The 24,868-nt window shown below is 68.2% G+C and carries 19 protein-coding genes, 2 rRNA genes and 1 riboswitch; of the genes, 5 read left to right on the top strand and 16 right to left on the bottom strand.

Features of this window, described 5'->3' with window-relative positions; all coding sequences use genetic code 11:
- Complete coding sequence (locus RLT58_RS30680; RefSeq protein WP_311313601.1) at nt 1–672, bottom strand: HEAT repeat domain-containing protein; 672 nt, start codon at nt 670–672, stop codon at nt 1–3.
- Nucleotides 673–813: 141 nt separating this feature from the next.
- Between RLT58_RS30680 and RLT58_RS30675 the strand changes: the two genes are divergently transcribed.
- On the top strand, nt 814–1,635 hold the full coding sequence (locus RLT58_RS30675) for a PhzF family protein (protein ID WP_311313600.1): 822 nt from the start codon (nt 814–816) through the stop codon (nt 1,633–1,635).
- Nucleotides 1,636–1,638: 3 nt separating this feature from the next.
- Here the strand turns inward: RLT58_RS30675 and RLT58_RS30670 are convergent, their stop codons facing one another.
- Complete coding sequence (locus tag RLT58_RS30670) at nt 1,639–2,418, bottom strand: CPBP family intramembrane glutamic endopeptidase (protein WP_311313599.1); 780 nt, start codon at nt 2,416–2,418, stop codon at nt 1,639–1,641.
- Nucleotides 2,419–2,602: 184 nt separating this feature from the next.
- Here RLT58_RS30670 and RLT58_RS30665 point away from each other — a divergent pair, with 184 nt between their 5' ends.
- The gene (locus RLT58_RS30665) at nt 2,603–4,390 is read left to right on the top strand and encodes a substrate-binding domain-containing protein (RefSeq protein ID WP_311313598.1); all 1,788 of its coding nucleotides are present in this window, start codon (nt 2,603–2,605) and stop codon (nt 4,388–4,390) included.
- A 57-nt stretch (nt 4,391–4,447) separates the two neighbouring features.
- Here the strand turns inward: RLT58_RS30665 and RLT58_RS30660 are convergent, their stop codons facing one another.
- Complete coding sequence (locus RLT58_RS30660) at nt 4,448–5,953, bottom strand: glutamate-cysteine ligase family protein (RefSeq protein ID WP_311313597.1); 1,506 nt, start codon at nt 5,951–5,953, stop codon at nt 4,448–4,450.
- A gap of 480 nt (nt 5,954–6,433) precedes the next feature.
- On the opposite strand from RLT58_RS30660, the gene RLT58_RS30655 reads away from it, so the two are divergent.
- A complete protein-coding gene (locus RLT58_RS30655) occupies nt 6,434–7,024 on the top strand; it encodes a hypothetical protein (protein WP_311313596.1) in 591 nt (196 codons plus the stop codon).
- A gap of 320 nt (nt 7,025–7,344) precedes the next feature.
- Nucleotides 7,345–7,551, top strand: coding sequence for a DUF5999 family protein (locus RLT58_RS30650; RefSeq protein WP_018522503.1), 207 nt, complete (start codon nt 7,345–7,347; stop codon nt 7,549–7,551).
- An 88-nt stretch (nt 7,552–7,639) separates the two neighbouring features.
- Here the strand turns inward: RLT58_RS30650 and gcvP are convergent, their stop codons facing one another.
- Nucleotides 7,640–10,525 carry an aminomethyl-transferring glycine dehydrogenase gene (gene gcvP / locus RLT58_RS30645; protein WP_311313595.1) on the bottom strand — a complete coding sequence of 962 codons (2,886 nt, stop codon included), beginning with the start codon at nt 10,523–10,525 and terminating at the stop codon, nt 7,640–7,642.
- A 191-nt stretch (nt 10,526–10,716) separates the two neighbouring features.
- Nucleotides 10,717–10,813: riboswitch (glycine riboswitch) on the bottom strand.
- 113 nt (nt 10,814–10,926) lie between these two features.
- Here gcvP and RLT58_RS30640 point away from each other — a divergent pair.
- A complete protein-coding gene (locus RLT58_RS30640) occupies nt 10,927–11,295 on the top strand; it encodes a PRC-barrel domain-containing protein (RefSeq protein WP_311313594.1) in 369 nt (122 codons plus the stop codon).
- Here the strand turns inward: RLT58_RS30640 and RLT58_RS30635 are convergent.
- From RLT58_RS30635 to RLT58_RS30580, 12 genes are all read right to left on the bottom strand, one after another.
- Nucleotides 11,220–12,677 carry a DNA polymerase IV gene (locus RLT58_RS30635; RefSeq protein WP_311313593.1) on the bottom strand — a complete coding sequence of 486 codons (1,458 nt, stop codon included), beginning with the start codon at nt 12,675–12,677 and terminating at the stop codon, nt 11,220–11,222. The two genes, RLT58_RS30640 and RLT58_RS30635, sit on opposite strands and share 76 nt — an antisense overlap.
- A gap of 92 nt (nt 12,678–12,769) precedes the next feature.
- Nucleotides 12,770–13,387 carry a MerR family transcriptional regulator gene (locus RLT58_RS30630; RefSeq protein WP_311313592.1) on the bottom strand — a complete coding sequence of 206 codons (618 nt, stop codon included), beginning with the start codon at nt 13,385–13,387 and terminating at the stop codon, nt 12,770–12,772.
- A gap of 167 nt (nt 13,388–13,554) precedes the next feature.
- Nucleotides 13,555–14,031 (bottom strand): bifunctional nuclease family protein, encoded by a 477-nt coding sequence (locus RLT58_RS30625; RefSeq protein WP_003946924.1) that lies wholly within the window; start codon nt 14,029–14,031, stop codon nt 13,555–13,557.
- A gap of 53 nt (nt 14,032–14,084) precedes the next feature.
- Nucleotides 14,085–14,822, bottom strand: a complete 738-nt coding sequence (locus tag RLT58_RS30620; RefSeq protein WP_311313591.1) for a transcriptional regulator FtsR — start codon at nt 14,820–14,822, stop codon at nt 14,085–14,087.
- Nucleotides 14,823–14,839: 17 nt separating this feature from the next.
- On the bottom strand, nt 14,840–15,628 hold the full coding sequence (locus tag RLT58_RS30615) for an FHA domain-containing protein (protein ID WP_311313590.1): 789 nt from the start codon (nt 15,626–15,628) through the stop codon (nt 14,840–14,842).
- Nucleotides 15,629–15,818: 190 nt separating this feature from the next.
- Entirely contained in the window at nt 15,819–16,607 is a 789-nt protein-coding gene (locus tag RLT58_RS30610; RefSeq protein WP_311313589.1) for a DUF881 domain-containing protein, read from the bottom strand.
- 5 nt (nt 16,608–16,612) lie between these two features.
- Complete coding sequence (locus tag RLT58_RS30605) at nt 16,613–16,945, bottom strand: small basic family protein (RefSeq protein WP_003970459.1); 333 nt, start codon at nt 16,943–16,945, stop codon at nt 16,613–16,615.
- A complete protein-coding gene (locus RLT58_RS30600; protein WP_311313588.1) occupies nt 16,942–17,865 on the bottom strand; it encodes a DUF881 domain-containing protein in 924 nt (307 codons plus the stop codon). The genes RLT58_RS30605 and RLT58_RS30600 overlap by 4 nt, the downstream gene beginning before the upstream one ends.
- Nucleotides 17,866–17,959: 94 nt before the next feature.
- Nucleotides 17,960–20,455 (bottom strand): sugar phosphate nucleotidyltransferase, encoded by a 2,496-nt coding sequence (locus tag RLT58_RS30595; RefSeq protein ID WP_311313587.1) that lies wholly within the window; start codon nt 20,453–20,455, stop codon nt 17,960–17,962.
- Nucleotides 20,456–20,566: 111 nt separating this feature from the next.
- Complete coding sequence (locus tag RLT58_RS30590) at nt 20,567–21,175, bottom strand: cardiolipin synthase ClsA (protein ID WP_266776362.1); 609 nt, start codon at nt 21,173–21,175, stop codon at nt 20,567–20,569.
- 146 nt (nt 21,176–21,321) lie between these two features.
- Nucleotides 21,322–21,438 (bottom strand): 5S ribosomal RNA (gene rrf, locus RLT58_RS30585).
- A 78-nt stretch (nt 21,439–21,516) separates the two neighbouring features.
- Nucleotides 21,517–24,640 (bottom strand): 23S ribosomal RNA (locus RLT58_RS30580).
- Nucleotides 24,641–24,868: the final 228 nt, after the last annotated feature.

Raw genomic sequence — 24,868 nt, 5'->3', positions numbered from 1 at the left:
TCACCCCTCCTGGACGGTCGTACCGAGGGCCACGATCCGCTTCGCCTCCTCGATCGCGCACTCGAATCCGGCATCCGGGTGACGCCACAGCCGTTCCGTGGCGATCGCGTGCTCACGTACGCGCGGGTCGGCGTCGGCCGTCGCGGCGCGCAGGCGCGGCATGATCACCTCACCGAGCCCGGTCAGCGCCCGGCTGAGGCTCAGCCGGGTCTCCCGCCCGCCGCGCCCGAGCTGAGTCAGCAGCACACCGGCCAGCGCGGGTTCCTCCCCCTCGGGTACGAGGACGACCGCGGTGCGCCAGGCGGCCCGCGCGACCTCGTCGTCGGCGTCGGTCAGGAGCGCCGGGGTGATCGCCGGCCACGCCCGCCGGTCCCTGGTCTTGGACAGCGTGTGCAAGGCCTGGCTCCGTGCCTGCGCCCGCTCCGAGTCCAGCTCGGCGACGAGCTTCGGGAGCGTCACGTCCGGCGGGAGCCGGGTGAGCGCCCACGTCAGCATGTCGCGTACATGGAACTCGGGCTCGACCGCGCACCGCTCGACGAGCGTGTCGGCGTACCGTGCGTCCGGGTTCGTCCCGGCCGCCATCGCCGCCCGCAGCCGTACCGACGAGCTGCTGTGCGCCAGTCCCCGCAGGGCCAGCGTCGTGTCCGTGTCCTCGTTGCCCGGCATGGTCATCGGGACCACCTCCCTCGGCTGCCCAGTGAAGTGCTTGTCACTGTGACAAGGTCAAGCGGAGCCACGTCCCCGGGGCCGAGGAGCCGCCGACCCGGAATTGGCCTTGGCCCGGGTCCGCGCTCCGTGCGTACGGTCGGGGCCATGAGGATTCGTACCGTCGACGCGTTCACCGACCGCCCCTTCACCGGCAATCCCGCCGGTGTCCTGCTGTTCGGGCCCGAGGGCTTCCCCGAGGACCTGTGGCTCCAGCGGATCGCCACCGAGCTGAACCTCTCCGAGACCGCGTTCGCCCATCCCCTGCCGCCGGGCGGCGAGGCGGACTGGGCGCTGCGCTGGTTCACCCCGGCCACCGAGGTCGACATGTGCGGCCACGCCACGCTCGCCACCGCCCATGTCCTGCACACCACCTCGGCCGCGAGCGGCACGGTGCGCTTCACCGCCCGGTGCGGAGCGCTGACGTCGACCGCGCACCCGGACGGCTCGATCACCCTCGACTTCCCCACCGCCCCGCTGACCCCGGAGGCCGCGCCGAAGGGACTGGCCGAAGCCCTGGGCGCACCGCCGCTGTCCGTGCACGACACCGGTCCGCACATCGGCGATCTGCTCGTGGAGCTGGCCGACGAGGCGGCCGTACGGGCCCTGGCGCCGGACTTCCCCGCACTGGCGACGCTGTCGCGGCGCGGTGTGATCGCCACGGCTGCGGCGGCCCGTCCCGACAGCGGGTACGACTTCGTCTCGCGCGGGTTCTTTCCCGGAGTGGGCATCGACGAGGACCCGGTGACGGGCAGCGCCCACACCGCCCTGGCACCGTTCTGGTCGGCCCGCCTCGGCCGCGACGAGCTCACCGGGCTGCAGGCCTCCGCCCGGTCCGGGCTCGTCCGCACCTCGCTTCGGGGCGCACGCACCCTGCTGACGGGGCACGCGGTGACGGTCCTGGACGGGGAACTGCTCGTCGCTCCGTGACGCTCACGGGGTGGGCAGCCACCCCACCTTGCCGGCCAGCAGCGCGTACCCGACGAACGCGCCGATGTCGAGCAGCGCGTGCGCGGCGACCAGGGGCCCCACGCGCTGCCAGCGCCGGTACAGCAGGACGAAGACGACCCCCATGACCATATTGCCGAGGAAGCCGCCGATGCCCTGGTAGAGGTGGTACGAGCCGCGCAGCACCGAACTCGCCACCAGCGCGGCCATCGGCGTCCACCCCAACTGCCCCAGCCTGCGCAGCAGGTACCCGACGACGATCACTTCCTCCAGCACGGAGTTCTGGATCGCCGACAGGATGAGGACGGGGAACTTCCACCACACGTCGGGCAGCGACTCGGGAACGACCGTCAGGTTGAACCCGGCGGCCCGGGCCACCAGATAGAAGGCGAGCCCGGCGCTGCCGATGACGGCCGCCACGCCGGCGCCGCGCGCCAGGTCCGATCCGGGTCGGGTCCGGTCGAAGCCGAGGGCCCGCAGCCCCGTCCCCTCTCTGACCAGCAGATGCGCGACCAGGGCGACGGGCACCAGGGCCGTCGTGATGCCGAAGAGCTGCCAGGCGAGATCCAGCCAGGGGCGGCCGGGTGCGTAGGAGCTGTTGAGCGTGGCCGCCTGATCCTTCAAACCCCCTGGTTTCGTCAGCGATCCGACAAAACTGATCAGGGCAGACACCCCACTGGCGCCCAGCGAGAGAGCCAGCACCAGGATCGTTTCGGACCGCAGGATCCGTCGTGACACGGCCTCCTGAGGATAAGAATCAGCCACTTGCCCCGCCTCCACCTGTACACCTGCCTTCAGTTGTGCATTCCCGCCCCAAGCCCGTCCCCGTCCCACTAGGGTCTCGAATGCAGGTACGAAGATCATGCGCGACAGGCCGGGGGACGGGCACCATTGCCGATGGTGTGGTCCCCCTTTTCCTTGTTCATCCTCAAGGAGGGGCACCACCGACATGGGACGTCACAGCTTGCCGGACGGCTACACCGCGGACGGAAGCGGGCACCGTCCGCCGCGTCGCCGCCGCACCGTGGTCATCGCCACCCTGCTCGTTCTCGCCGTCGCCGGGGGAACCGCCGTCGCGGCACAGGGCGGCCTGCTGTCGTTCTCGAAGTCCTGCGCGGAGAGCGCCGTGCACCTGTCCATGATGACGTCCCCGGACATCGCCCCCGCCGTACAGGCCGTCGCGGACCAGGCGCGCAAGGACGACCTGAGATCCGACGGCCGCTGCGTCGACGTGAAGGTGGTCGCCCGCGACTCGTACAAGGTCGCCGACGCGCTCGCGAGCGGCACCCGCACCCCCGACTACCAGATGTGGCTGCCCGACTCGGACCTCTGGCTGAGCCGGGCGAAGGGCAACGGCGACGCCATCCCGCTCAGCCCGGGCGATTCCGTCGCCTCCTCACCGGTCACCCTGGCCATGGTCCCCGCCGCCGCCAAGAGCCTCGGCTGGCCGAAGAAGAAGTACTCCTGGGCCGAGCTGACGGCCGCGGCCATGGAGTCCGACAAGGTACGCCTCGGGGCGGCGGACCCGGCCCGCAGCGCCACCGGCCTGCTGGCGCTCAGCAGCATCGGCGCCTCGTCCGAGAAGCAGGGCGGGGACAGCGACACCCGGGTCGCGGCCACCGCGAAGCTGCTCGCCCAGCGGATGTCGGACGGTGACACCCAGGTCCTGGAGACCCTGGCCCAGGACGGCTCGGGCGCCGAGGAGGGCAACCCGTCCCGCAACCAGGCGGTGCTGCTCTCCGAGCAGGCGGCCTTCGCCCACAACGCCGAGTCGACGGGCGGCGGAAGGCTCGACCTGTTCTACCCCGAGGACGGCACGCCCCTGCTCAACTACCCCTTCACACTGGTCAACGAGAAGAACCAGACCACGGACGAGAGCCGGGCGGCGCTGCGCTTCATGACGCTCCTGTCCGAGGACAGCTCCCAGCGCACCCTGGCGGAGCACGGCTTCCGGACCGTCGACGGCACGGCGGGCGACAAGCTGGTCGCCGCGGCGGGCGGCAAGTCCCCCCAGCCGTACGCCACATCGCCGGCCGACGCACCGTCGGACGAGTCCCTTCAGGAGACCCTCGGCATGTGGACGATCACCGTGCAGAGCGCGCGGCTGACCACGGTCGTCGACGCCTCGGGCTCGATGGCCACGATCGTGCCCGGCCGCAACCAGTCCCGGATGGACGTCACCAAGGCCTCCCTGATCCAGGCCCTCAACCAGTTCACCCCGAACGACGAGATCGGCCTCTGGGAGTTCGCCACCACGCTCGACGGCGACAAGGACTACCGCAGGCTGGTGGCGACCGGCCGGCTCGGCGACCCGGCGAAGGGCGGCGGCACCCACCGGGAGAAGCTCGCCGCCGCGTTCGCCGCGCTGCAACCCGTGCCGAACGGTGCGACCGGTCTGTACGACACCGCCCTGGCCGCCTACAAGGAGGCCCAGCGCACGTATGTGAAGGGCAAGTTCAACGCCGTCGTCATTCTCACCGACGGCTCGAACCAGGACGAGCACTCCATCACCCGCTCCGCCCTCATCGCCGAGCTGAAGGCCATCGCCGATCCGGAGCGCCCGGTGCCGCTCCTCGCCATCGCGGTCGGTCCCGAGGCGGACCGCGAAGAGGTGAACGAGATAGCGAAGGTGACCGGGGGCGGCGGCTACCAGGTCAGCGACCCGGCCGAGATCCAGGCGGTGATCCTCCAGGCCGTCATGACCGCCGGACAGAGCGGCCGGGCCGCCGAGGAGTAGCCCCGCGCCCTTCCCCCGGGACGGGCCGGCCCGGGGGAAGGACCTTTCACGGGCTCCTCACGGCGCCGGGACACCCACCGGCCAGGTGTGCACCGGGTCGCCGCCCTGCATCAGCTCTCCGTAGCGCCGGGTCATGGCCGCGAGCGCCGCCTCCCGGTCCAGCCCGGCATCCCGCGCCCGGTGGTAGGTGTCCGCCTGCCAGGACGCCCCGTTCGTCCGCCGCTTGCAGCGCTCCTCGATGATCCCGAGGTAGTGGTCCCGGTCCGCCGGCTCGACGTTCCAGGCGTCGAGCCCCGCGGCGGCCAGCGGCAGCAGCTCGTCGCGGACGAGCTTCACCGCCGGCACCCGGGTCAGCCCGCCGGAGCGGCCGGGCCGGGGCCAGAGCAGCTCGGCGTCGATGCCCCGGCGGCACGCGGTCTCGAAGTTCTCGGCCGCGGCGCTGAAGGGCATCCTGGTCCACACCGGACGCGACTCCTCGGCGAGGGCCCGCACCAGGCCGTAGTACAGCGCGGTGTTGGCGATCACGTCGGCGACGGTCGGCCCGGCCGGCAGCACGCGGTTCTCCACCCGCAGATGGGGGACGCCGTCCGCCAGGCCGTACACGGGCCGGTTCCACCGGTAGACCGTGCCGTTGTGCAGCACCAGCTCCTGGAGCCGGGGCACCCCGCCGTCGTCGAGGACCCGCAGCGGATCCTCGTCGTCGCAGATCGGCAGCAGCGGCGGAAAGTACCGCAGGTTCTCCTCGAAGAGTTCACGGGCCGAGCCGATCCACTGCTCCCCGAACCAGGTCCGCGGCCGCACCCCCTGGTTCTGGAGCTCGGGCGGCCTGGTGTCCGTGGCCTGCTGGAACAGCGGCGGACGCGACTCCCGCCACAGCTCCCGGCCGAACAGGAACGGGGAGTTGGCCCCCATGGCCACCTGGACGGCGGCGACGGCCTGGGCCGCGTTCCACACGTCGGCGAAGCGGTCCGGGGTCACCTGCAGATGCAGCTGGACCGAGGTGCAGGCCGCCTCCGGCGTGATCGATCCCGAGCTGCAGACCAGCCTCTCCACGCCCTCGATATCCAGCGAGAAATCCTCGCCCCGCGCCGCCACCATTTGATCGTTCAGCAGGGCGTACCGGTCGACGTCGGAGAGGTTGGACCGGACCATGTCGTCGCGTCCGAGCGTCGGAAGGATTCCGATCATCATGATCCCGGCATCGACCTCACCGGCCTTCCGGTCCGCATATCCCAGTCCGGTGCGCAACTCCTCGGCCAACTGGTCGAGAACGCGTCCTGACAGATGATGGGGAACTATGTTCACTTCCAGATTGAACATCCCCAGTTCCGTCTGGAAATCACGGCTGGCGATGCGGTCCAGGACTTGTCCATTCAACATCTTCGGCATGCCGTCGGAGCCCGTGAGATTCAGCTCGATCTCCATGCCCATGAGGTTGCGCGGCCGGTCGAACCTCCGCTCCGCCAGAAGCCTCTCCAGCCCCTCCAGGCACTGGTGCAGCTTCCTGCGGTACCTCTGCCGATCGGACAGGTCAAAGGCGCCCGCCACGACCTTCTCCCCCATCGAAGGGTCCCTCCTCGAGTGGGCAGCCCGCGGCCCAGGCCGCTCGCATCACGATCGATAATGCCCAGACGACGTGATCTATAACGCCCCGCCGACGGCGTACAGCCGCTAATCTGAGGACTACGGCCCCGGGCACATTCACTCGGCATGGCGCAGCGTGCAGTTCCCGGCTCGGGCGCCCGGGTAAAGGGCGACGTGTTTCAGCCTACCGCTCTGCGGGAAAAACCCGAGGCGGTGGCTGCGCCGCTCACGTCGAATCGGCATGTTCTCCGCATAATAAAGTCCGGATACCGCCTTGCCGGCAATAGCCGCGACGGCTAGTGGAAACACCGCGTGAACACGTGTCGTATAAACTCCGCGGACGAGGCAGAGAGTTGACGCACCGGCCCAGTCACCGGCCTCCTCTGGCCCCGCACGCCGACAGCGCCGTCTGCACCCGCCCGCGTTCCACCGTGTCTCCGAAGTGAGAGGCGACCCACCATGCCGCTGCATGTTCCCCCGGCTCCCGCGCCCGCTCTGCGCAGCGTTCTCGCGGCACTCGGTTCACCGACCGCGGTCCGCGAGGCCCGGACGCCCGCCCTGCGGACCGTCCAGGGACCTCTGAGCCCCGATCATCCGCTCCCCGTCCATGTCCTGGACAACGTCGCCGGCGGGCTCCCGCCCACCACCCGGCTCGCCGCCTGGCGCTTCCAGATCCGCAGCACGGAGCGGGCGGTGGCCGCGGCGGACACCATGCTCACGCCCGACGGCTGGGCCTTCTCGCACTTCTTCGAGGGTCCCTACATCGCCTCGACCGAGCTGGCTCTGCGGCAGGCGGAGGCCGCGGCCAGGGACTACCAGCCGAGGCTGCTGTCCATTCCCGACCTCTACATGCTGGCTCTGTGGCTGCACGAGGACATCGCGGCCGACGCCTCCGGCGGCTCCCCCGCGCCCACCGATCTGCTGGTGCCGCTGGCCCCCGCACCCCCGGGCATTGCGGCCCACCGTCCGCACCGGGTCGCCGACCTGCTGCCGGTGATCGCCACGCGCATCGCCCCCGGCCCCGGCCCGCTGCTCGGCTCCCCGGCCTGAGGCCAGGTCACCGCTCACTTCCGCACTGTGCCCCGTCGCTCCGGCGACGGGGCACAGTGCGCGCTCGTGGGCGGGGGGCCCGCGCCCATCCGGACTAGTTCTATCCGGCCACCCCGAACCACCCGAAGTGACAGTGCAGTTGCGTTGAACCGTCCGGCCGGGTGATGCGTCATGGGAGGAGAAGAAGCGCTGCTGCGAAATCCCTGCGGATCGACGCCCGTGGGGCAACACTGGGAGCGGACCGATCGATACGGGGGACGGTCATGAACACCTCTTCACACCGCAGGACACTCAACTCAACGCAGCGAAAGAACCCAGCCATGTGCCAGCACCAGCCGCCCTGCCCGACAGCCGACTCAGCCGACCGGGAAGCCGCCCGTCAGGTGGCGCACCATCCGGAACAGGGCTGGAGCCTGCTGTGCAACGGCGTCCTGCTCTTCGAGGACACCGGTGAGCTGCTCCCGGACGGGCAGATCATCGCCCCGCACCGGCCGCTCGCGGCGAGCCGGGTGATGAAGGCCGCCTGACCGCGGCACGGTACGGAAAGGGGCCGGCCCGGAGAAGTCTCCGCACCGGCCCCGACGCATGTCCGCGTCACTTCCCGCCGCTCATGGCTCAGTTGTCGTACTCGTCCAGCGGCGGGCAGGAGCAGACGAGGTTGCGGTCACCGAACGCACCGTCGATCCGGCGCACCGGCGGCCAGTACTTGTCGGCGGCCGAGACCCCCGCCGGGAAGACCGCGGTCTCGCGGCTGTAGCCGTGCTCCCAGTCCCCGCCCAGCGCGGCGGCCGTGTGCGGGGCGTTGGCCAGCGGGTTGTCGTCCGCGCTCCACTCGCCGGACGCGACCTTCTCGATCTCGGCGCGGATGGCGATCATCGTGTCGCAGAAGCGGTCGAGCTCCGCGAGGTCCTCGCTCTCGGTCGGCTCGATCATCAGCGTCCCCGCGACGGGGAACGACATGGTCGGCGAGTGGAAGCCGTAGTCGATGAGCCGCTTGGCGACGTCGTCGATGCTGACGCCGGTCGCCTTGGAGATCGGCCGCAGGTCCACGATGCACTCGTGCGCCACCAGCCCGGCCGGGCCGTTGTACAGGATCGGGTAGTGCGGCTCGAGACGCTTGGCGATGTAGTTGGCCGCGAGGACGGCGACCTGCGTCGCGCGCTTCAGTCCCTCGCCGCCCATCAGGCGGACGTATGCCCAGGAGATCGGCAGGATGCCGGCCGAGCCCCAGGGGGCCGCCGAGATCGGGCCGACGCCGGTCTCCGGACCGGCGGCGGGCTGGAGCGGGTGGTTGGGGAGGTACGGCGCCAGGTGGGCGCGCACCCCGACGGGGCCGACACCCGGGCCGCCGCCGCCGTGCGGGATGCAGAAGGTCTTGTGCAGGTTGAGGTGCGAGACGTCGCCCCCGAAGTGACCCGGCTTGGCCAGGCCGACCAGCGCGTTGAGGTTGGCGCCGTCCACGTAGACCTGGCCGCCGGCGTCGTGCACCTCGGCGCAGATGTCGGCGACGTGCTCCTCGAAGACACCGTGGGTCGACGGGTAGGTGATCATGAGCACGGCGAGCTCGTCGCGGTACTGCGCGATCTTGGCCCGCAGGTCCTCGATGTCGACCTCGCCGTCGTCGGCGGTCTTCACCACGACGACCTTCATCCCGGCCATCACGGCGCTCGCGGCGTTGGTGCCGTGCGCGGAGGACGGGATCAGGCAGACGGTGCGCCCCTCGTCCCCGTTGGCCCGGTGGTACGCGCGGACGGCCAGCAGCCCCGCGAACTCGCCCTGCGAGCCGGCGTTCGGCTGGATGGACACCGCGTCGTAGCCGGTGGCCTCGGCGAGGCGCTCCTCCAGCTCACGGATGAGGGTCAGGAAGCCCTGTGCCTGCTCGGCGGGCGCGAACGGGTGCAGCGCGCCGAACTCGGGCCAGGTGATCGACTCCATCTCGGCCGTCGCGTTCAGCTTCATGGTGCAGGAGCCGAGCGGGATCATGCCCCGGTCCAGCGCGTAGTCGCGGTCGGCGAGCTTGCGCAGGTAGCGCAGCATCGCGGTCTCGGACCGGTGCTGGTGGAAGACCGGGTGGGTCAGGATCTCATCGGTGCGCAGCAGCCCCTCGGGCAGCGCGTCCTCGGTGGTGGCGTCCAGCGCCTCGACGTCGCCCTCCGCGCCGAAGGCGGACCACACGGCGGCGACCTGGGTCCGCGTGGTGGTCTCGTCACAGGCGAGGGAGACGGTGTCGGCGTCGACCAGCCGCAGGTTCACCCCGCGCTCACGGGCGCCGGAGACCACGGAGGAGGCCTGGCCGGGGACCCGGACGGTCAGCGTGTCGAAGTGGGTCCCGGTCACCACGTCGATCCCGGCGGCGCGCAGGCCCTCGGCCAGGATCGCGGCGTAGCGGTGGGTGCGCCGGGCGATCGTGCGCAGCCCCTCGGGCCCGTGGTAGACGGCGTACATCCCGGCCATCACGGCGAGCAGCACCTGAGCGGTACAGATGTTGCTGGTGGCCTTCTCGCGGCGGATGTGCTGCTCGCGGGTCTGCAGGGCCAGCCGGTACGCCTTGTTGCCGTCGGCGTCCACGGAGACACCGACGAGGCGCCCGGGCAGGCTGCGCGCGAACTTCTCGCGTACGGCCATGAAGCCCGCGTGCGGTCCGCCGAAGCCCATCGGGACGCCGAAGCGCTGGGTGGTGCCGACGGCGATGTCCGCGCCGAGGTCGCCGGGCGAGGTGAGCAGGGTGAGCGCCAGCAGGTCGGCGGCCACGGTGACGATCGCGCCCAGCTCGTGCGCCCGGTCGATGACGGGCTTGATGTCCCGTACGGCCCCGGAGGCGCCCGGGTACTGCAGCAGGACGCCGAAGACGCCTCGCTCGGCGATCTCGGCCGGGATGCCGTCGGTGAGGTCGGCGACGACGACCTCGACACCGGTCGGCTCCGCGCGGGTCTCTATGACGGCGACGGTCTGCGGCAGGGTGTCCGCGTCGACCAGGAAGACCCCGTTCTTGACCTTGCCGACGCGCCGTGCGAGTGCCATGGCCTCGGCGGCGGCGGTGCCCTCGTCGAGGAGGGAGGCGCCGGAGGTGGGCAGCCCGGTCAGCTCGGCGACCATCGTCTGGAAGTTCAGCAGGGCTTCGAGGCGGCCCTGGGAGATCTCCGGCTGGTACGGCGTGTAGGCCGTGTACCAGGCGGGGTTCTCCATCACGTTGCGCAGGATCACCGGCGGGGTGAACGTGCCGTAGTAGCCGAGCCCGATCATCGGGGCGAGGACCTGGTTGCGGTCGGCGAGCCGGCGCAGCTCGGCCAGCACCTCGGCCTCGGTCCGGGCGCCCGGCAGCCGCAGCGCCTCGGCGCTCTTGATCACATCGGGGACGGCGGCCGCGGTGAGCTCGTCGAGCGAGCCGTAACCGACCTGGGCGAGCATCTTCGCCTGCGCGGCGGCATCGGGACCGATGTGCCGCTGCTCGAAGGGGATTCCCTGTTCCAGCTGGGAGAGCGAAGTGCGACGGGGGGTCATGATGGAGGCCTCCTGGTCTGTCACGACCTGCGAGGGGCACCACGGCGCGGGGTGCCCGAACGGCCTCCCCCTCTGTCATCTCAACCTGAGAGCTTCACCGGCGCCCGGGGGCACCGGCTTTCACCGTCGGTGAGGGAGAGTCCCGGCCCGGCCTGCGGCCGCGCGAAACCCGCCCTGCTTTCCAGAGTGACCTCGTCCGTGCGGTACGGGGGCCTGAGAGATTCCGGGGAGGATTTGCTCCTTCGGCGCCCCCGGATTCGCTCCGGAGGACTCTCCCGCACAGGGTCAGCAGCCGCCACCAGCGTACCAGCGGGGCCCCGCCGGGAATTCTCGAGTGGCCAACGCCACGGATCTGCACTTCTGTAGTCCCTGTGGACCAGCCGCGACCAGTGGGAGGGACCGTGCAGACCGACATCGATCCGCGCAGCCTGATCGGCCGCAAGGCGTTCGACCGCAAGGGCACCAAGATCGGGACCGTGGACGAGGTGTACCTCGACGACGCGACCGGCGTACCCGAGTGGGCGGCCGTACGCACCGGACTGTTCAGCCGGGACGCGTTCGTCCCGCTGGAACCCAGCGAGTTCGTCGAGGACGCCCTGCGCATCCCCTTCGACCGCTCGCTGATCAAGGACGCCCCCGACTTCGGGGTGGGCCGCCATCTCTCCCCGGAGCAGGAGCTCCAGCTCTACCGGCACTACGGTCTGGACTCCGCCCCGGGCGGGACCGCCCCGGACCGCGACTTCGGCAAGCTGGCCGGCCAGGAGGAGTAGTCCGCGGGATTCCGCACGAGCGGCAGGGGATCGGCCGGCCGCAGCTCCGGATCGTCGATACGGAACGTACGCACCCGGCCGGGCGCCGATTCGGGCTCCTCGAACCGCACGGTCACCCTGCCGACCCCGCTCCCCTGCACCCAGCCGTGTCCGTGCACCTCGTGCCGTACGTCGTGGCCGGCCGGCCAGCGCCGCGCGGCGAGCTGCTCGGCGCTCTCCTGCTCGGGGCCGTCGTCCGCGGGCGCGTCCCCGTCCCCGTCGCTCTCCGCCGCCGCCCCCGCGGCTTCGGGGGCCTCGGCCGCGGTCCGCTCGGCGGCCTGTGCGAACAGGTCCTCCTGGGTGAAGTCGGCGAGCCCGGTGACGCCGACCCCCAGCAGCCGCACGCCCCCGGTGGTGTCCACTGACTCCAGGAGCCGCGCGGCGGCCTCCCTGACCACCGCGGGGTCGTCGGTGGGGCCCCGCAGCGTCTCGGAGCGGGTGAGGGTCGAGAAGTCGTACCTGCGCACCTTCAGCACCACCGTGCGCCCCGACCGGTCGGCGGCCCGCAGCCGCTGCACGCACCGGTCGGCCAGCCGCTCCACCTCGGTCCTGACCCGGACCCGGTCGTGCAGATCCATGTCGAAGGTGTCCTCGACCGACACCGACTTCGCGTCGCGCTCCGCGACCACCGGCCGGTCGTCGTGGCCGAGCGCCATCCGGTGCAGCGAGGCGCCGTGCGCCTTCCCCAGCAGCCGTACGAGCTCCGCCTCGCCCGCCTCGGCCAGGTCGTCGACCGTGGTCATCCCGGCGCGCCGCAGATGGTCGGCGGTGGCAGGGCCGACGCCCGGCAGCGTACGGACCGGCATGGGCGCCAGCAGCTCCCGCTCGGTGCCTGGCTCGATGAGCAGGATGCCGTCGGGCTTCGCCTCCTCGGAGGCGATCTTGGCCAGCATCTTGGAACCCGCGAGCCCGACGGAGCCGCTGAGCCCGGTGACGGCCTCGATCGCGCCCCGCAGCTGTGTGCCGATCACAAGCGCCGAGGCGGTGTCGTCGGCCGTGCCGCCCGCCTCCAGGTCCACGAAGGCCTCGTCCAGGCTGAGCGGCTCCACCAGCGGCGAGAGCCGGCCCAGCAGCTCCATGACCTGGTCGCTCACGCTGCGGTACAGCGCGAAGCGGGGCACGAGATAGGCGGCGTTCGGCGCCAGGCGTCTGGCCTGCGCCATGGGCATCGCCGAATGCACTCCGAAGCGCCGGGCCTCGTACGAGGCGGTGGCGACGACCCCGCGCGGCCCCAGCCCGCCCACGACAACCGGTTTCCCGCGCAGACTCGGCTTCGCCGCCTGCTCCGCAGAGGCGTAGAACGCATCCATGTCCAGATGCAGGATGGTGGGCGCGGCTCTCACATCAGTCGATGCTGCCCTACGGCACTGACAATCGCCCCGCCACGACGGGGCCGCCGCCCCGGATTCCCGGGGCGGGGTCGCGCTCCCACTGCTCAGCCGGCGCGGTTGCGCCGCCGAGCGAGCTCATCGGTGGGGTTGTTCCCAATGAGTGTCTCGCCGGTGTCCACCCGCTCCCCGTGGAGCTGCGACAGGGCCGCGTCCACGTCCCGCCACACCACTCCGACGGCGATGCCGAAGACGCCCTGGCCCCCCTGGAGCAGATCGACGACCTCGGCGGGCGAGGAGCACTCGTAGACCGTCGCCCCGTCGCTCATCAGGGTCATGCGCTCGAGATCCTGGAACCCGCGGTCCCGCAGGTGCTGGACCGTGGTGCGGATGTTCTGGAGCGCCACCCCGGTGTCGAGGAAGCGCTTCACGATCTTCAGGAGGACGACGTCCCGGAAGCTGTAGAGCCGCTGCGTCCCCGACCCGTAGGCCGGACGGACGCTCGGCTCGACGAGGCCCGTACGGGCCCAGTAGTCCAGCTGCCGGTAGGTGATCCCCGCCGCCGCGCACGCCGTCGGCCCGCGATAGCCGATGTCGTCGACCGCTGCCACGCCGTCCCCCGCCACCGCAGCCGGCAGGACCGGCTGCCTGATGGTGTGGCCGGCTGTACTCCCCTGCTGCGGATACGGCCCACCCGCTGCCGTACCGTCGCCGCTGCTTCTCACGCCGACCTCCGTCCTTGACCTGCCCACTCGAAGGTAGGCAGTCACCCGGGGTGCGTCAACGATCGCCACACTCGGCACGCCGAGTGATAATCACCCTGAGGGTGGTTTCCCGTGACCCATGAACGGGAAAGGCTCATCGAATGCGGTGGCGGCGACCCCTGAGGACGTCACTGACTGTTGTTCGTACCGAAGTCCTCCGGCGAGATCTGGTCGAGGAACTCGCGGAACTTCTCCACCTCGTCCTCCTGCTCGTCGGGGATCGCGATCCCCGCGTCGTCGAGCACCCCGTCACTGCCGTAGATCGGTGTTCCGGTGCGCAGGGCGAGCGCTATGGCGTCGGACGGCCGCGCGCTCACCTCGACCCCGCTGGCGAAGACCAGCTCCGCGTAGAAAACCCCTTCGCGCAGGTCCGTGATGCGGACCTCGGTGAGCTCCTGGCCGACGGCCTCGAGCACATCCTTGAAGAGATCATGGGTCAGCGGCCTGGCCGGAGCCATGCCCTGCTGGGCGAAGGCGATCGCGGTCGCCTCACCAGGACCGATCCAAATGGGGAGGTACCGGTCGCCTCCCACTTCACGCAGGAGCACGATCGGTTGGTTGGAGGGCATTTCCACCCGGACACCCACAACGTCGAGCTCGTTCACACAGCAACCCTAGGACGTGCTCGGCAGGTTTGGGTAGTCGGGCTCCCTCCACATCAGTGGAGTCGCACCTGCAGGGCGGTTTGCACGAGGGCCGAATGCAGCCGTACGGAGAGCTCGGCGAGCTCCCTGGCCGTGGCCTCCGCATGTGCTCTGGTCTGCGGATTCCGGTGCCGGCGCAGGGGCGCCACCACCTGCTCGATCAGCCCCGCCTCCCGGTCCGCCGCCGCCCGCATGGCCCGCAGATGGCGCGGTTCCAGACCGAATCGGCCCAGATCCGCCACAAGCCTGGCGACGGTGACCGTCTCGGCGTCGTAGCCGCCCTCGGCCGCGGGTGCGACGAGACCGTAGGACTCCCAGGCATCGAGATCACTCTCGGTGACCTCGGCGGCAGCGAGGAGCTCGGCACGGCCAATCCGGGGCGCCGTGGCCCTCCCCGGACCGAGCGGGAGCCCGCCCCCGGCCGGCTCCCCCTCCTGGGACGGCAGGGCCACCTGCTCGCCCCTGGCGAGGGCGTCCAGGTGCTCCCGGATGACCTTCAGCGGAAGGTAGTGGTCCCGCTGCATGCGCAGCACCTGGGCGAGCCGCTCGACGTCGTCCGCCGAGAACTTCCGGTAGCCGGACGGAGTCCGCTGCGGTTCGACGAGCCCCTCGGCCTCCAGGAAGCGGATCTTGGAGATCGTGACTTCGGGGAACTCGTCCCGCAGCTGCAGGAGCACCGTGCCGATGCTCATCGGGCGGTCGTCGGCGGTGGCGGTGCCGTGTCCGGCACCGCCCGTCCGTGTTCTCAGCATGGACCTTCCCTGACGGGTCAGATGCCGCGCTGGCTTGCGTAGAAGACCAGCCGGTACTTGCCGATCTGCACTTCGTCGCCGTTGGACAGCGCGACGGAGTCGATGCGCTCACGATTGACGTAGGTGCCGTTGAGGCTCCCGACATCCCCGACCGTGAAGGTGCCGTCGGCGTTCCGGCGGAACTCCACATGACGGCGCGAGACCGTCACGTCGTCGAGGAAGATGTCGCTCTGCGGGTGCCGTCCGGCCGTCGTCAGATCCCCGTCCAGCAGGAAGCGGCTGCCGGAGTTCGGCCCCCGCCGCACCACCAGGAGCGCCGAGCCGAGCGGCAGGGCGTCCACGGCCGCCTGGGCCTCGGGCGACAGCGACGGCACGGAGGTCTGACCGGTCGCCTCCGCCTCGTAGGCCTCCAGGCCCGAGATGGAGATGGTCGACGTCGTCTCCGAGGCACGCTCGGGAACCCCGCCCCGCAGCGGCGCACCGCAGTTGGAGCAGAAACGACTGGCCTCGGCGTTACGGTGCCCGCACCTCGTACAGACCGGCATGGACGAAGCCTCCTGCCTCGGGGCGAACCCTCCACCCGGACTCGAGGGTGCGGGTTCTCCGAAACCTATGCGGCCGGGACCGGCAGGGTCAACAGACGACGCGCCGGGATCACCCGAATTGTCACCCCCCGGACCTGCCACCTGATCACGGAAGAGCGGGCGCTCGGAGCCCTGCTCGTCACCTTGGCCATGGCGCGGCGCGCGATGCCGTGCGGCTTCGTCGCGTGCGCTCTTGCCGAACAACTTCCCAAACAACTTCACGGGCGATTCCCCTTGACCGAAACAGACCCGCCCGTGGGGCAGGACGAACCCTGAATGAACACACCTGCCGACCCGGACATCTTCACAACGTCCGTATCCACTCGACAGTTTCCACCACGCACCACGATTACGATGCGGCGACCCCCCGCAACCTTGTGCCCGTGTCCCCCGACGCCCAAGCGTCCCGGGTTCACTGGGTCGACGACCGAGCGTAGTCAGGCCGCTCCGCCGGTCGCAAGGCGTCCACGACAATGTCGTCGGCCTGGACCACATGCACGGTGGCCTGCTCCTTCTCCAGCGTCTGCACGACCCCGCCGGGGATGTTCAGCGCCGGTTCCAGATCCTGCGGCTTGCCGATGACCTTGAAGACGTAGGGGGCGGAGATCTTCCGGTCGTCGACCTTGACGGCGCCCCCGTCACCGGAGAAGTACGTATTGGCCACCACGCGCGCGCCGTTGACCTCGATCGCCTCGGCACCGGCGGCCCGCAGCTCCTGGAGCGCGTCGAGCAGCATGTCCGGCTGCACCGCGTCACCCGGGTCGTTGACCGTCATGGTGATCCCCGGCCCGTGCGCCGCCACGGTGCCCGCGAGAACGCCCAGTTGGCGCTCCTTCTCCACCGTCTGCTTCCGGGCCTCCTCGGCCTGGTCGGAGCTGTTCTCCAGCTCCGTTCGCTGGTCGTCGAGGCGCTGCTTCTCGTCCTCCAGCCGCTGCGTACGGTCGTCCACCTCGTCGAGGATGCGCACCAGGTCCTCCTGGCGGGCGCCCCGCAGTGCGCTGTTGTCGCTGTTCGACCGCACCTGGATGGCCAGGCCCAGGCCGAGGACGAACAGGAGCACCGCGACGATGAGTTGGGCGCGGGTGACCCGGGGCGGCCAGATGCCGGCGGCCAGCCGCTGGCGTCCGGTCAGCTCCTCGGGAGCCTGCGCGGGCTGCTCTCCGGGCTGCTCCCGGCCGTCGTCGAACGCGTCGTTGCTCATCGGCCTCAGGCCCGGAAGACGTGCCGGCGGATGGCCGCGGCGTTGGAGAAGATCCGGATGCCCAGCACGACCACCACACCCGTGGAGAGCTGGGCGCCGACGCCCAGCTTGTCCCCCAGGAAGACGATGAGGGCGGCCACGACCACGTTCGAGAGGAACGAGACCACGAAGACCTTGTCGACGAAGATCCCGTCGAGCATGGCCCGCAGACCGCCGAAGACAGCATCGAGGGCGGCCACGACGGCGATCGGGAGGTAGGGCTCGACCACCGCCGGCACTTCGGGCCGGACCAACAGTCCGACCACGACTCCCACGACGAGGCCCAGTACGGCGATCACGATGTGCCCTTCCCTGTGTCTGCCGCACCACTGCCGGTGTCTGCGGCCTTATAAGGCTCTGCTGTCCGTACGATCAGGCTCGGGGCCGCCGGAAGGCTCAGCTTCTCCTGAACGGAGAGGCTGGTCCGGATGTCGAAGGTGTCCTTCAGCGCCTCCAGGTACTGGCCGTCGGCACTGTCCTGGAAGGCGGCGGCGAGCTTCTTCCCGTCCCCCACCGCGAGCACCGAGTACGGCGGCACGAGCGGCTTGTTGTCGACCAGTATGGCGTCGCCCGCGGCACGGATCGCCGACAGGGCCGTCAGACGCTGGCCGTTGATGGCGATGGCGTCGGCGCCGGACTGCCACAGGCCGTTGACGACCCGTTGCATGTCCCGGTCCCGGACCCGTCCCGTGTCGGAGAAACCGCTGGTCTCGCGGGGCCCGCCGCCGCCCTGGTCGGTGTCCTTCGCGTCGTCGACGACGAGCTTCACCCCTGGGCCCTGTACGGGCGTCGCCCCGGAGAGCAGGGCGACCAGTTCCGTCTGGTCTCCCCCGTGCTCCTCCAGTGCCTTGCGCTGGCGCCGCCCCACGTCGGCGCGGATCTCCTCCACCTGCGCCTCGAGCGTGTCGGCCGCCGACGTCTCCGCGTCGATCCGGTCGATCAGCTCCTGGCGCTCCTTGGCCAGGACCGGCGCCGAGACCCGCGCCTGGGCCGCACCGAGCGTCACGACGAGAGCGGCCAGCACCAGGCAGGCCGCGAAGCCCAGCTTCGCCTTGAGCGTACGGGGCATGCCCGCGCGCCCGTCGGCCGCGCGGCGCGCCGACGCCTCGGCGTAGCCGTCGTCCAGGCTGTGGTCCATCACATTGGTCAGCAGCGACATGGACGCGTCGGGGCGCTTGGGCGCCGGGGCGGTGCTCCGGTCGGAGGGCTGCTGCGACATGCCGCACATCGTCGCATGTCGCAGCAGCTTCCGCCGAATGGCCCCACCGATGTGCCCGCAGCGGGCAGCTGTGGTTACGGGCCCACCCCGGGGATCAGTTGCCCGCGCTGTCCACGACCGCCGACCACTCGTCGAGCAGCGCCTGCGCGGAGGCGTCGTCCGGCCCCTCGGCCCACAGGTGGGTGACCGCTTCCGCCCGGTCGGGCAGGACCATCACCCAGCGTCCGTCGGCCTCGACGACCCGCACACCGTCCGTCGTGTCGACGTCACGGTCCCCGGCCGCCTCCACGACGCGGCGCATGACCAGGCCCTTCACGGCCCACGGGGTGGCCAGGTCACGCCGCAGCACATGGGCGCGCGGAATGCGTGCGTCGATCTGGCTGAGCGTGAGCTGCGTCCTTGCCACGAGTCCGATGAGCCGCACGAAGGCGGCCGAACCATCGAAGACACTGCTGAATTCGGGAACGATGAAGCCGCCGCGCCCGTCTCCACCGAAGATGGTGCCTTCCTCGCGGCCCACCCGGGTCAGATCGTCGGGCGATGTCGTCGTCCACTCGACCTGCGTGCCGTGGTACGCGGCGACCTGCTCGGCAACCCTGGTGGTGGTCACCGGCAGCGCCACCCGCCCGCTGCGCCGCTCGGCGGCGACGAGGTCGAGCATGACGAGCAGGGCCCGGTCGTCCTCCACGATCCGGCCCCGCTCGTCGACGAGCGAGAGCCGTTCGCCGACGGGGTCGAAGCGGACACCGAAGGCCGCCCTCGCCGAGGAGACGATCTCGCCCAGCCGCACCAGCCCGGACCGCCTGGTCTCGGCCGACTCGGTCGGCCTGGACTCGTCGAGACCGGGGTTGATCGTCAGCGCGTCCACACCCAGCCGTCCCAGCAGGCTGGGCAGCACCAGGCCCGCGCTGCCGTTGGAGGCGTCGACGACGACCTTCAGCCCGGCATCGGCGATACCCGCAGTGTCCACGTTCCGCAGCAGCGATCCGGTGTACGAGTCGAAGACGCTCGACGGGAAGTAGATGTCACCGATCTCGCCCGGGAAGGCACGCCGGTACTCCTGGCGGGCGTAGACCCGGTCCAGCTTTCGCTGGCGCGCCTGGGAGAGGTCCGCTCCCCGCTCGTCGAAGAACATGATGTCGACGGAGTCGGGCACACCCGGAGACGTACGGATCATGATGCCGCCGGCACTGCCGCGCGCGGTCTGCTGGCGCGCCACGGGCAGCGGTACGTTCTCCAGGTCGCGGACATCGATGGCGCTGGCCTGAAGGGCCGAGATGACCGCGCGCTTCAGCGCCCGCGCACCGCGGGAGTGGTCACGGGCGGTGGTGACCGTGGAGCCCTTCTTCAGCGTCGTGGCATAGGCGCCGGCCAGCCTGACGGCCAGCTCCGGCGTGATCTCGACGTTCAGGATTCCGGAGACGCCGCGCGCGCCGAAGAGATGGGCCTGTCCACGCGACTCCCAGATCACCGAGGTATTGACGAAGGCGCCGGCCTCGATCGTCTTGAAGGGGTAGACGCGCACATTCCCCTGGATGATCGATTCCTCGCCCACGAGGCATTCGTCGCCGATGACGGCGCCGTCCTCGATCCGTGCGGCACGCATGATGTCGGTGTTCTTGCCGATCACACAGCCGCGCAGATTGCTGTGGTCGCCGATGTACACATTGTCGTGGACGACGGCCTTGTGCAGGAAAGCGCCGCTCTTGACGACGACGTTCGACCCGATGACCGTGTGCTCACGGATCTCCACGCCGGCCTCGACCTTGGCGTAGTCACCGATGTACAGCGGGCCCCGGAGCACGGCGTCGGGGTGGACGTCCGCGCCTTCGGCCACCCATACGCCGGGGGAGATCTCGAAGCCGTCGATCTCCACATCGACCTTGCGCTCGAGCACGTCGGCCTGGGCCTTCACATAGCTCTCGTGCGTGCCGACGTCCTCCCAGTAGCCCTCGGCGATATAGCCGTAGATGGGCTTGCCTTCCTTCATGAGCTGCGGGAAGACATCACCGGACCAGTCCACGGAGACGTCGGCCTCGACGTAGTTGAAGACCTCGGGCTCCATCACGTAGATGCCCGTATTGACTGTGTCGGAGAACACCTGTCCCCAGGTGGGCTTCTCCAGGAACCGTTCGACCTGGCCCGCTTCGTCCACGATCGTGATCCCGAATTCCAGGGGATTGGGGACCCGGGTGAGGCAGACCGTGACCAGGCCGCCCTTTTCCTTGTGGAAGGCGATGAGATCGGTGAGGTCGAAGTCGGTGAGCGCGTCACCGGAAATGACGAGAAACGTATCGTCCTTCAATGCCGCTTCGGCATTCTTCACGCTGCCCGCGGTACCGAGCGGTTTCTCCTCATTGGCATAGGTGAGCTCCATCCCTAGCTCCTCGCCGTCCCCGAAGTAATTCTTCACCAGGGACGCGAGGAACTGGACGGTCACGACCGTCTCGTTGAGCCCGTGCCGCTTGAGCAGCCGAAGCACATGCTCCATGATCGGCCGATTGGCTACGGGCAGGAGCGGCTTGGGCATGCTTGAGGTCATGGGGCGAAGGCGTGTGCCTTCACCACCTGCCATCACGACGGCCTTCATGTCGGAAACGTCCTCCTTGAAGAGACGACGGTCTAGCCGACTTCGCCCGTCGGGGCAATTGGTGTCATCAGCCGCGGGCCGGCCACGTTGCGCGGCACCGCATCAACGAGCTCAATCGGCTACTGCATCCGCCTTGACCAGGCGGCGGACCTGAACCACGTAGAGGATCCCTGCCCACCAGTAGAGCGTTGTACCCCATCCTGCGAACGCCCATCCGAAAACAGTGGCCAGCGAAGCCAGCCAACCACTTCCGTCGCTGAGCAGCAACAAGGGAAATGCGTACATCAGGTTGAACGTGGCCGCCTTGCCCAGGAAGTTCACCTGGGGCGGCGGATACCCGTGACGGCGCAGGATTCCGACCATCACGAGAAGCATGAGCTCACGGGCCAGCAGAGCCGCAGTGAGCCAGAGCGGGAGGATCTCCCGCCAGGTCAGCCCGACGAGGGTGGAAAGAATATAGAGACGGTCCGCTGCCGGGTCGAGCAGCCGTCCCAGGCTGCTGATCTGGTTCCACCGACGGGCGAGCTTGCCGTCGAGGTAGTCACTGACACCGCTGAACATCAGGACCAGCAACGCCCAGCCGTCGCTCTGGGGCCCGCCGAACTCGGGGCGGAGAATCAGCCACAGGAAGACAGGTACGCCGACGAGGCGAGCCATGCTGAGGATGTTGGGGATGGTGAGTACCCGGTCCGTCTGAACGCGAGTCTCCTGGACCTCCACCCGGGGGCCTCCTGTGAAGAACGTGCCAATGATGCCCCCTGACCCTACCCTCAGCCTCGGCCGGCGGGGACACAGGGGTGCCGGGAACGGTCCCGGAACGCAGAAAAGCCCCGTGCCACAAGGGCACGGGGCTTTCCACAATAATTGTTCGGCGGCGTCCTACTCTCCCACAGGGTCCCCCCTGCAGTACCATCGGCGCTGAAAGGCTTAGCTTCCGGGTTCGGAATGTAACCGGGCGTTTCCCTAACGCAATGACCACCGAAACACTATGAAATTCAAAACAACCGGTACCATCACAGCCGTTCGTTATTTCAGAACTAACACAGTGGACGCGAGCAACTGAGGACAAGCCCTCGGCCTATTAGTACCAGTCAGCTCCACCCGTTACCGGGCTTCCACATCTGGCCTATCAACCCAGTCGTCTACTGGGAGCCTTAACCCCTCAAGGAGGTGGGAATACTCATCTCGAAGCAGGCTTCCCGCTTAGATGCTTTCAGCGGTTATCCTTTCCGAACGTAGCCAACCAGCCATGCCCTTGGCAGGACAACTGGCACACCAGAGGTTCGTCCGTCCCGGTCCTCTCGTACTAGGGACAGCCCTTCTCAATATTCCTACGCGCACAGCGGATAGGGACCGAACTGTCTCACGACGTTCTAAACCCAGCTCGCGTACCGCTTTAATGGGCGAACAGCCCAACCCTTGGGACCGACTCCAGCCCCAGGATGCGACGAGCCGACATCGAGGTGCCAAACCATCCCGTCGATATGGACTCTTGGGGAAGATCAGCCTGTTATCCCCGGGGTACCTTTTATCCGTTGAGCGACAGCGCTTCCACAAGCCACTGCCGGATCACTAGTCCCGACTTTCGTCCCTGCTCGACCCGTCGGTCTCACAGTCAAGCTCCCTTGTGCACTTACACTCAACACCTGATTGCCAACCAGGCTGAGGGAACCTTTGGGCGCCTCCGTTACTCTTTAGGAGGCAACCGCCCCAGTTAAACTACCCATCAGACACTGTCCCTGATCCGGATCACGGACCCAGGTTAGACATCCAGCACGACCAGAGTGGTATTTCAACGACGACTCCACAACCACTGGCGTGGCCGCTTCAAAGTCTCCCACCTATCCTACACAAGCCGAACCGAACACCAATATCAAACTATAGTAAAGGTCCCGGGGTCTTTCCGTCCTGCTGCGCGAAACGAGCATCTTTACTCGTAGTGCAATTTCACCGGGCCTATGGTTGAGACAGTCGAGAAGTCGTTACGCCATTCGTGCAGGTCGGAACTTACCCGACAAGGAATTTCGCTACCTTAGGATGGTTATAGTTACCACCGCCGTTTACTGGCGCTTAAGTTCTCAGCTTCGCCAACCCGAAAGTCAGCTAACCGGTCCCCTTAACGTTCCAGCACCGGGCAGGCGTCAGTCCGTATACATCGCCTTACGGCTTCGCACGGACCTGTGTTTTTAGTAAACAGTCGCTTCTCGCTGGTCTCTGCGGCCACCCCCAGCTCAGACAGTAAATGTCATCACCAGTGATGGCCCCCCTTCTCCCGAAGTTACGGGGGCATTTTGCCGAGTTCCTTAACCATAGTTCACCCGAACGCCTCGGTATTCTCTACCTGACCACCTGAGTCGGTTTAGGGTACGGGCCGCCATGAAACTCGCTAGAGGCTTTTCTCGACAGCATAGGATCATCCACTTCACCACAATCGGCTCGGCATCAGGTCTCAGCCCTAATGTGTGACGGATTTACCTACCACACGGCCTACACCCTTACCCCGGGACTACCACCGCCCGGGCTGGACTACCTTCCTGCGTCACCCCATCGCTTACCTAATACAAGTCTGGTTCGTCGGCTCCACCACTACCCTCAACTCCGAAGAGATCAGGCCGGCTTCACGGACTTAGCATCGCCTGATTCAGTACTGGGCGTTTCAAAGCGGGTACCGGAATATCAACCGGTTGTCCATCGACTACGCCTGTCGGCCTCGCCTTAGGTCCCGACTTACCCTGGGCAGATCAGCTTGACCCAGGAACCCTTAGTCAATCGGCGCACACGTTTCTCACGTGTGTATCGCTACTCATGCCTGCATTCTCACTCGTGAACCGTCCACAACTCGCTTCCGCGGCTGCTTCACCCGGCACACGACGCTCCCCTACCCATCCCAGCAGGCGTTGGCCCTTAATGCTGGAATGACACGACTTCGGCGGTACGCTTGAGCCCCGCTACATTGTCGGCGCGGAATCACTTGACCAGTGAGCTATTACGCACTCTTTCAAGGGTGGCTGCTTCTAAGCCAACCTCCTGGTTGTCTCTGCGACTCCACATCCTTTCCCACTTAGCGTACGCTTAGGGGCCTTAGTCGATGCTCTGGGCTGTTTCCCTCTCGACCATGGAGCTTATCCCCCACAGTCTCACTGCCGTGCTCTCACTTACCGGCATTCGGAGTTTGGCTAAGGTCAGTAACCCGGTAGGGCCCATCGCCTATCCAGTGCTCTACCTCCGGCAAGAAACACACGACGCTGCACCTAAATGCATTTCGGGGAGAACCAGCTATCACGGAGTTTGATTGGCCTTTCACCCCTAACCACAGGTCATCCCCCAGGTTTTCAACCCTGGTGGGTTCGGTCCTCCACGAAGTCTTACCTCCGCTTCAACCTGCCCATGGCTAGATCACTCCGCTTCGGGTCTTGAGCGCGCTACTAAACCGCCCTATTCGGACTCGCTTTCGCTACGGCTTCCCCACACGGGTTAACCTCGCAACACACCGCAAACTCGCAGGCTCATTCTTCAAAGGCACGCAGTCACGACGCACCGAGCAAGCTCGATGCGCGACGCTCCCACGGCTTGTAGGCACACGGTTTCAGGTACTATTTCACTCCGCTCCCGCGGTACTTTTCACCATTCCCTCACGGTACTATCCGCTATCGGTCACCAGGGAATATTTAGGCTTAACGGGTGGTCCCGCCAGATTCACACGGGATTTCTCGGGCCCCGTGCTACTTGGGTGTCTCTTAAACGAGCCGTCAATGTTTCAGCTACGGGGGTCTTACCCTCTACGCCGGACCTTTCGCATGTCCTTCGCCTACATCAACGGTTTCTGACTCGTCTCACAGCCGGCAGACCATGAAAAAGAGATCCCACAACCCCGCATGCGCAACCCCTGCCGGGTATCACACGCATACGGTTTGGCCTGATCCAGTTTCGCTCGCCACTACTCCCGGAATCACGGTTGTTTTCTCTTCCTGAGGGTACTGAGATGTTTCACTTCCCCTCGTTCCCTCCACACTGCCTATGTGTTCAGCAGCGGGTGACAGCCCATGACGACTGCCGGGTTTCCCCATTCGGACACCCCCGGATCAAAGCTCGGTTGACAGCTCCCCGGGGCCTATCGTGGCCTCCCACGTCCTTCATCGGTTCCTGGTGCCAAGGCATCCACCGTGCGCCCTTAAAAACTTGGCCACAGATGCTCGCGTCCACTGTGCAGTTCTCAAACAACGACCAGCCACCCATCACCCCGCCCTTCCGGACGAGTGCACTGGGGCCGGCAACCGAAGGACGACCATGACGGCCGTACCCTCAGATACCCAACAGCGTGCCCGGCACAGTCAACCCGTCTACGTGTTCCACGCCGAAGCAGTACTAACGAAAACTTGCCAACCGTGCCGAATAGTCAACGTTCCACCCATG

Origin of the sequence: Streptomyces sp. ITFR-16 (assembly GCF_031844705.1) — a bacterium.
In the GTDB taxonomy this organism is placed as follows: Bacteria; Actinomycetota; Actinomycetes; order Streptomycetales; family Streptomycetaceae; genus Streptomyces.
The sequence above is the reverse complement of the archived record's forward strand: the minus strand, read 5'-3'. Positions and strand labels throughout refer to the sequence as shown.

Coding starts and splice junctions, on each gene's coding strand:
- RLT58_RS30655 (WP_311313596.1), top strand. CDS start 6,434: ATGCCGCTGCATGTTCCCCCGGCTCCCGCGCCCGCTCTGCGCAGCGTT.
- gcvP (WP_311313595.1), bottom strand. CDS start 10,525: ATGACCCCCCGTCGCACTTCGCTCTCCCAGCTGGAACAGGGAATCCCC.
- RLT58_RS30620 (WP_311313591.1), bottom strand. CDS start 14,822: ATGCTGAGAACACGGACGGGCGGTGCCGGACACGGCACCGCCACCGCC.
- RLT58_RS30675 (WP_311313600.1), top strand. CDS start 814: ATGAGGATTCGTACCGTCGACGCGTTCACCGACCGCCCCTTCACCGGC.
- RLT58_RS30600 (WP_311313588.1), bottom strand. CDS start 17,865: ATGTCGCAGCAGCCCTCCGACCGGAGCACCGCCCCGGCGCCCAAGCGC.
- RLT58_RS30650 (WP_018522503.1), top strand. CDS start 7,345: ATGTGCCAGCACCAGCCGCCCTGCCCGACAGCCGACTCAGCCGACCGG.
- RLT58_RS30610 (WP_311313589.1), bottom strand. CDS start 16,607: ATGAGCAACGACGCGTTCGACGACGGCCGGGAGCAGCCCGGAGAGCAG.
- RLT58_RS30660 (WP_311313597.1), bottom strand. CDS start 5,953: ATGGGGGAGAAGGTCGTGGCGGGCGCCTTTGACCTGTCCGATCGGCAG.
- RLT58_RS30680 (WP_311313601.1), bottom strand. CDS start 672: ATGACCATGCCGGGCAACGAGGACACGGACACGACGCTGGCCCTGCGG.
- RLT58_RS30595 (WP_311313587.1), bottom strand. CDS start 20,455: ATGAAGGCCGTCGTGATGGCAGGTGGTGAAGGCACACGCCTTCGCCCC.
- RLT58_RS30665 (WP_311313598.1), top strand. CDS start 2,603: ATGGGACGTCACAGCTTGCCGGACGGCTACACCGCGGACGGAAGCGGG.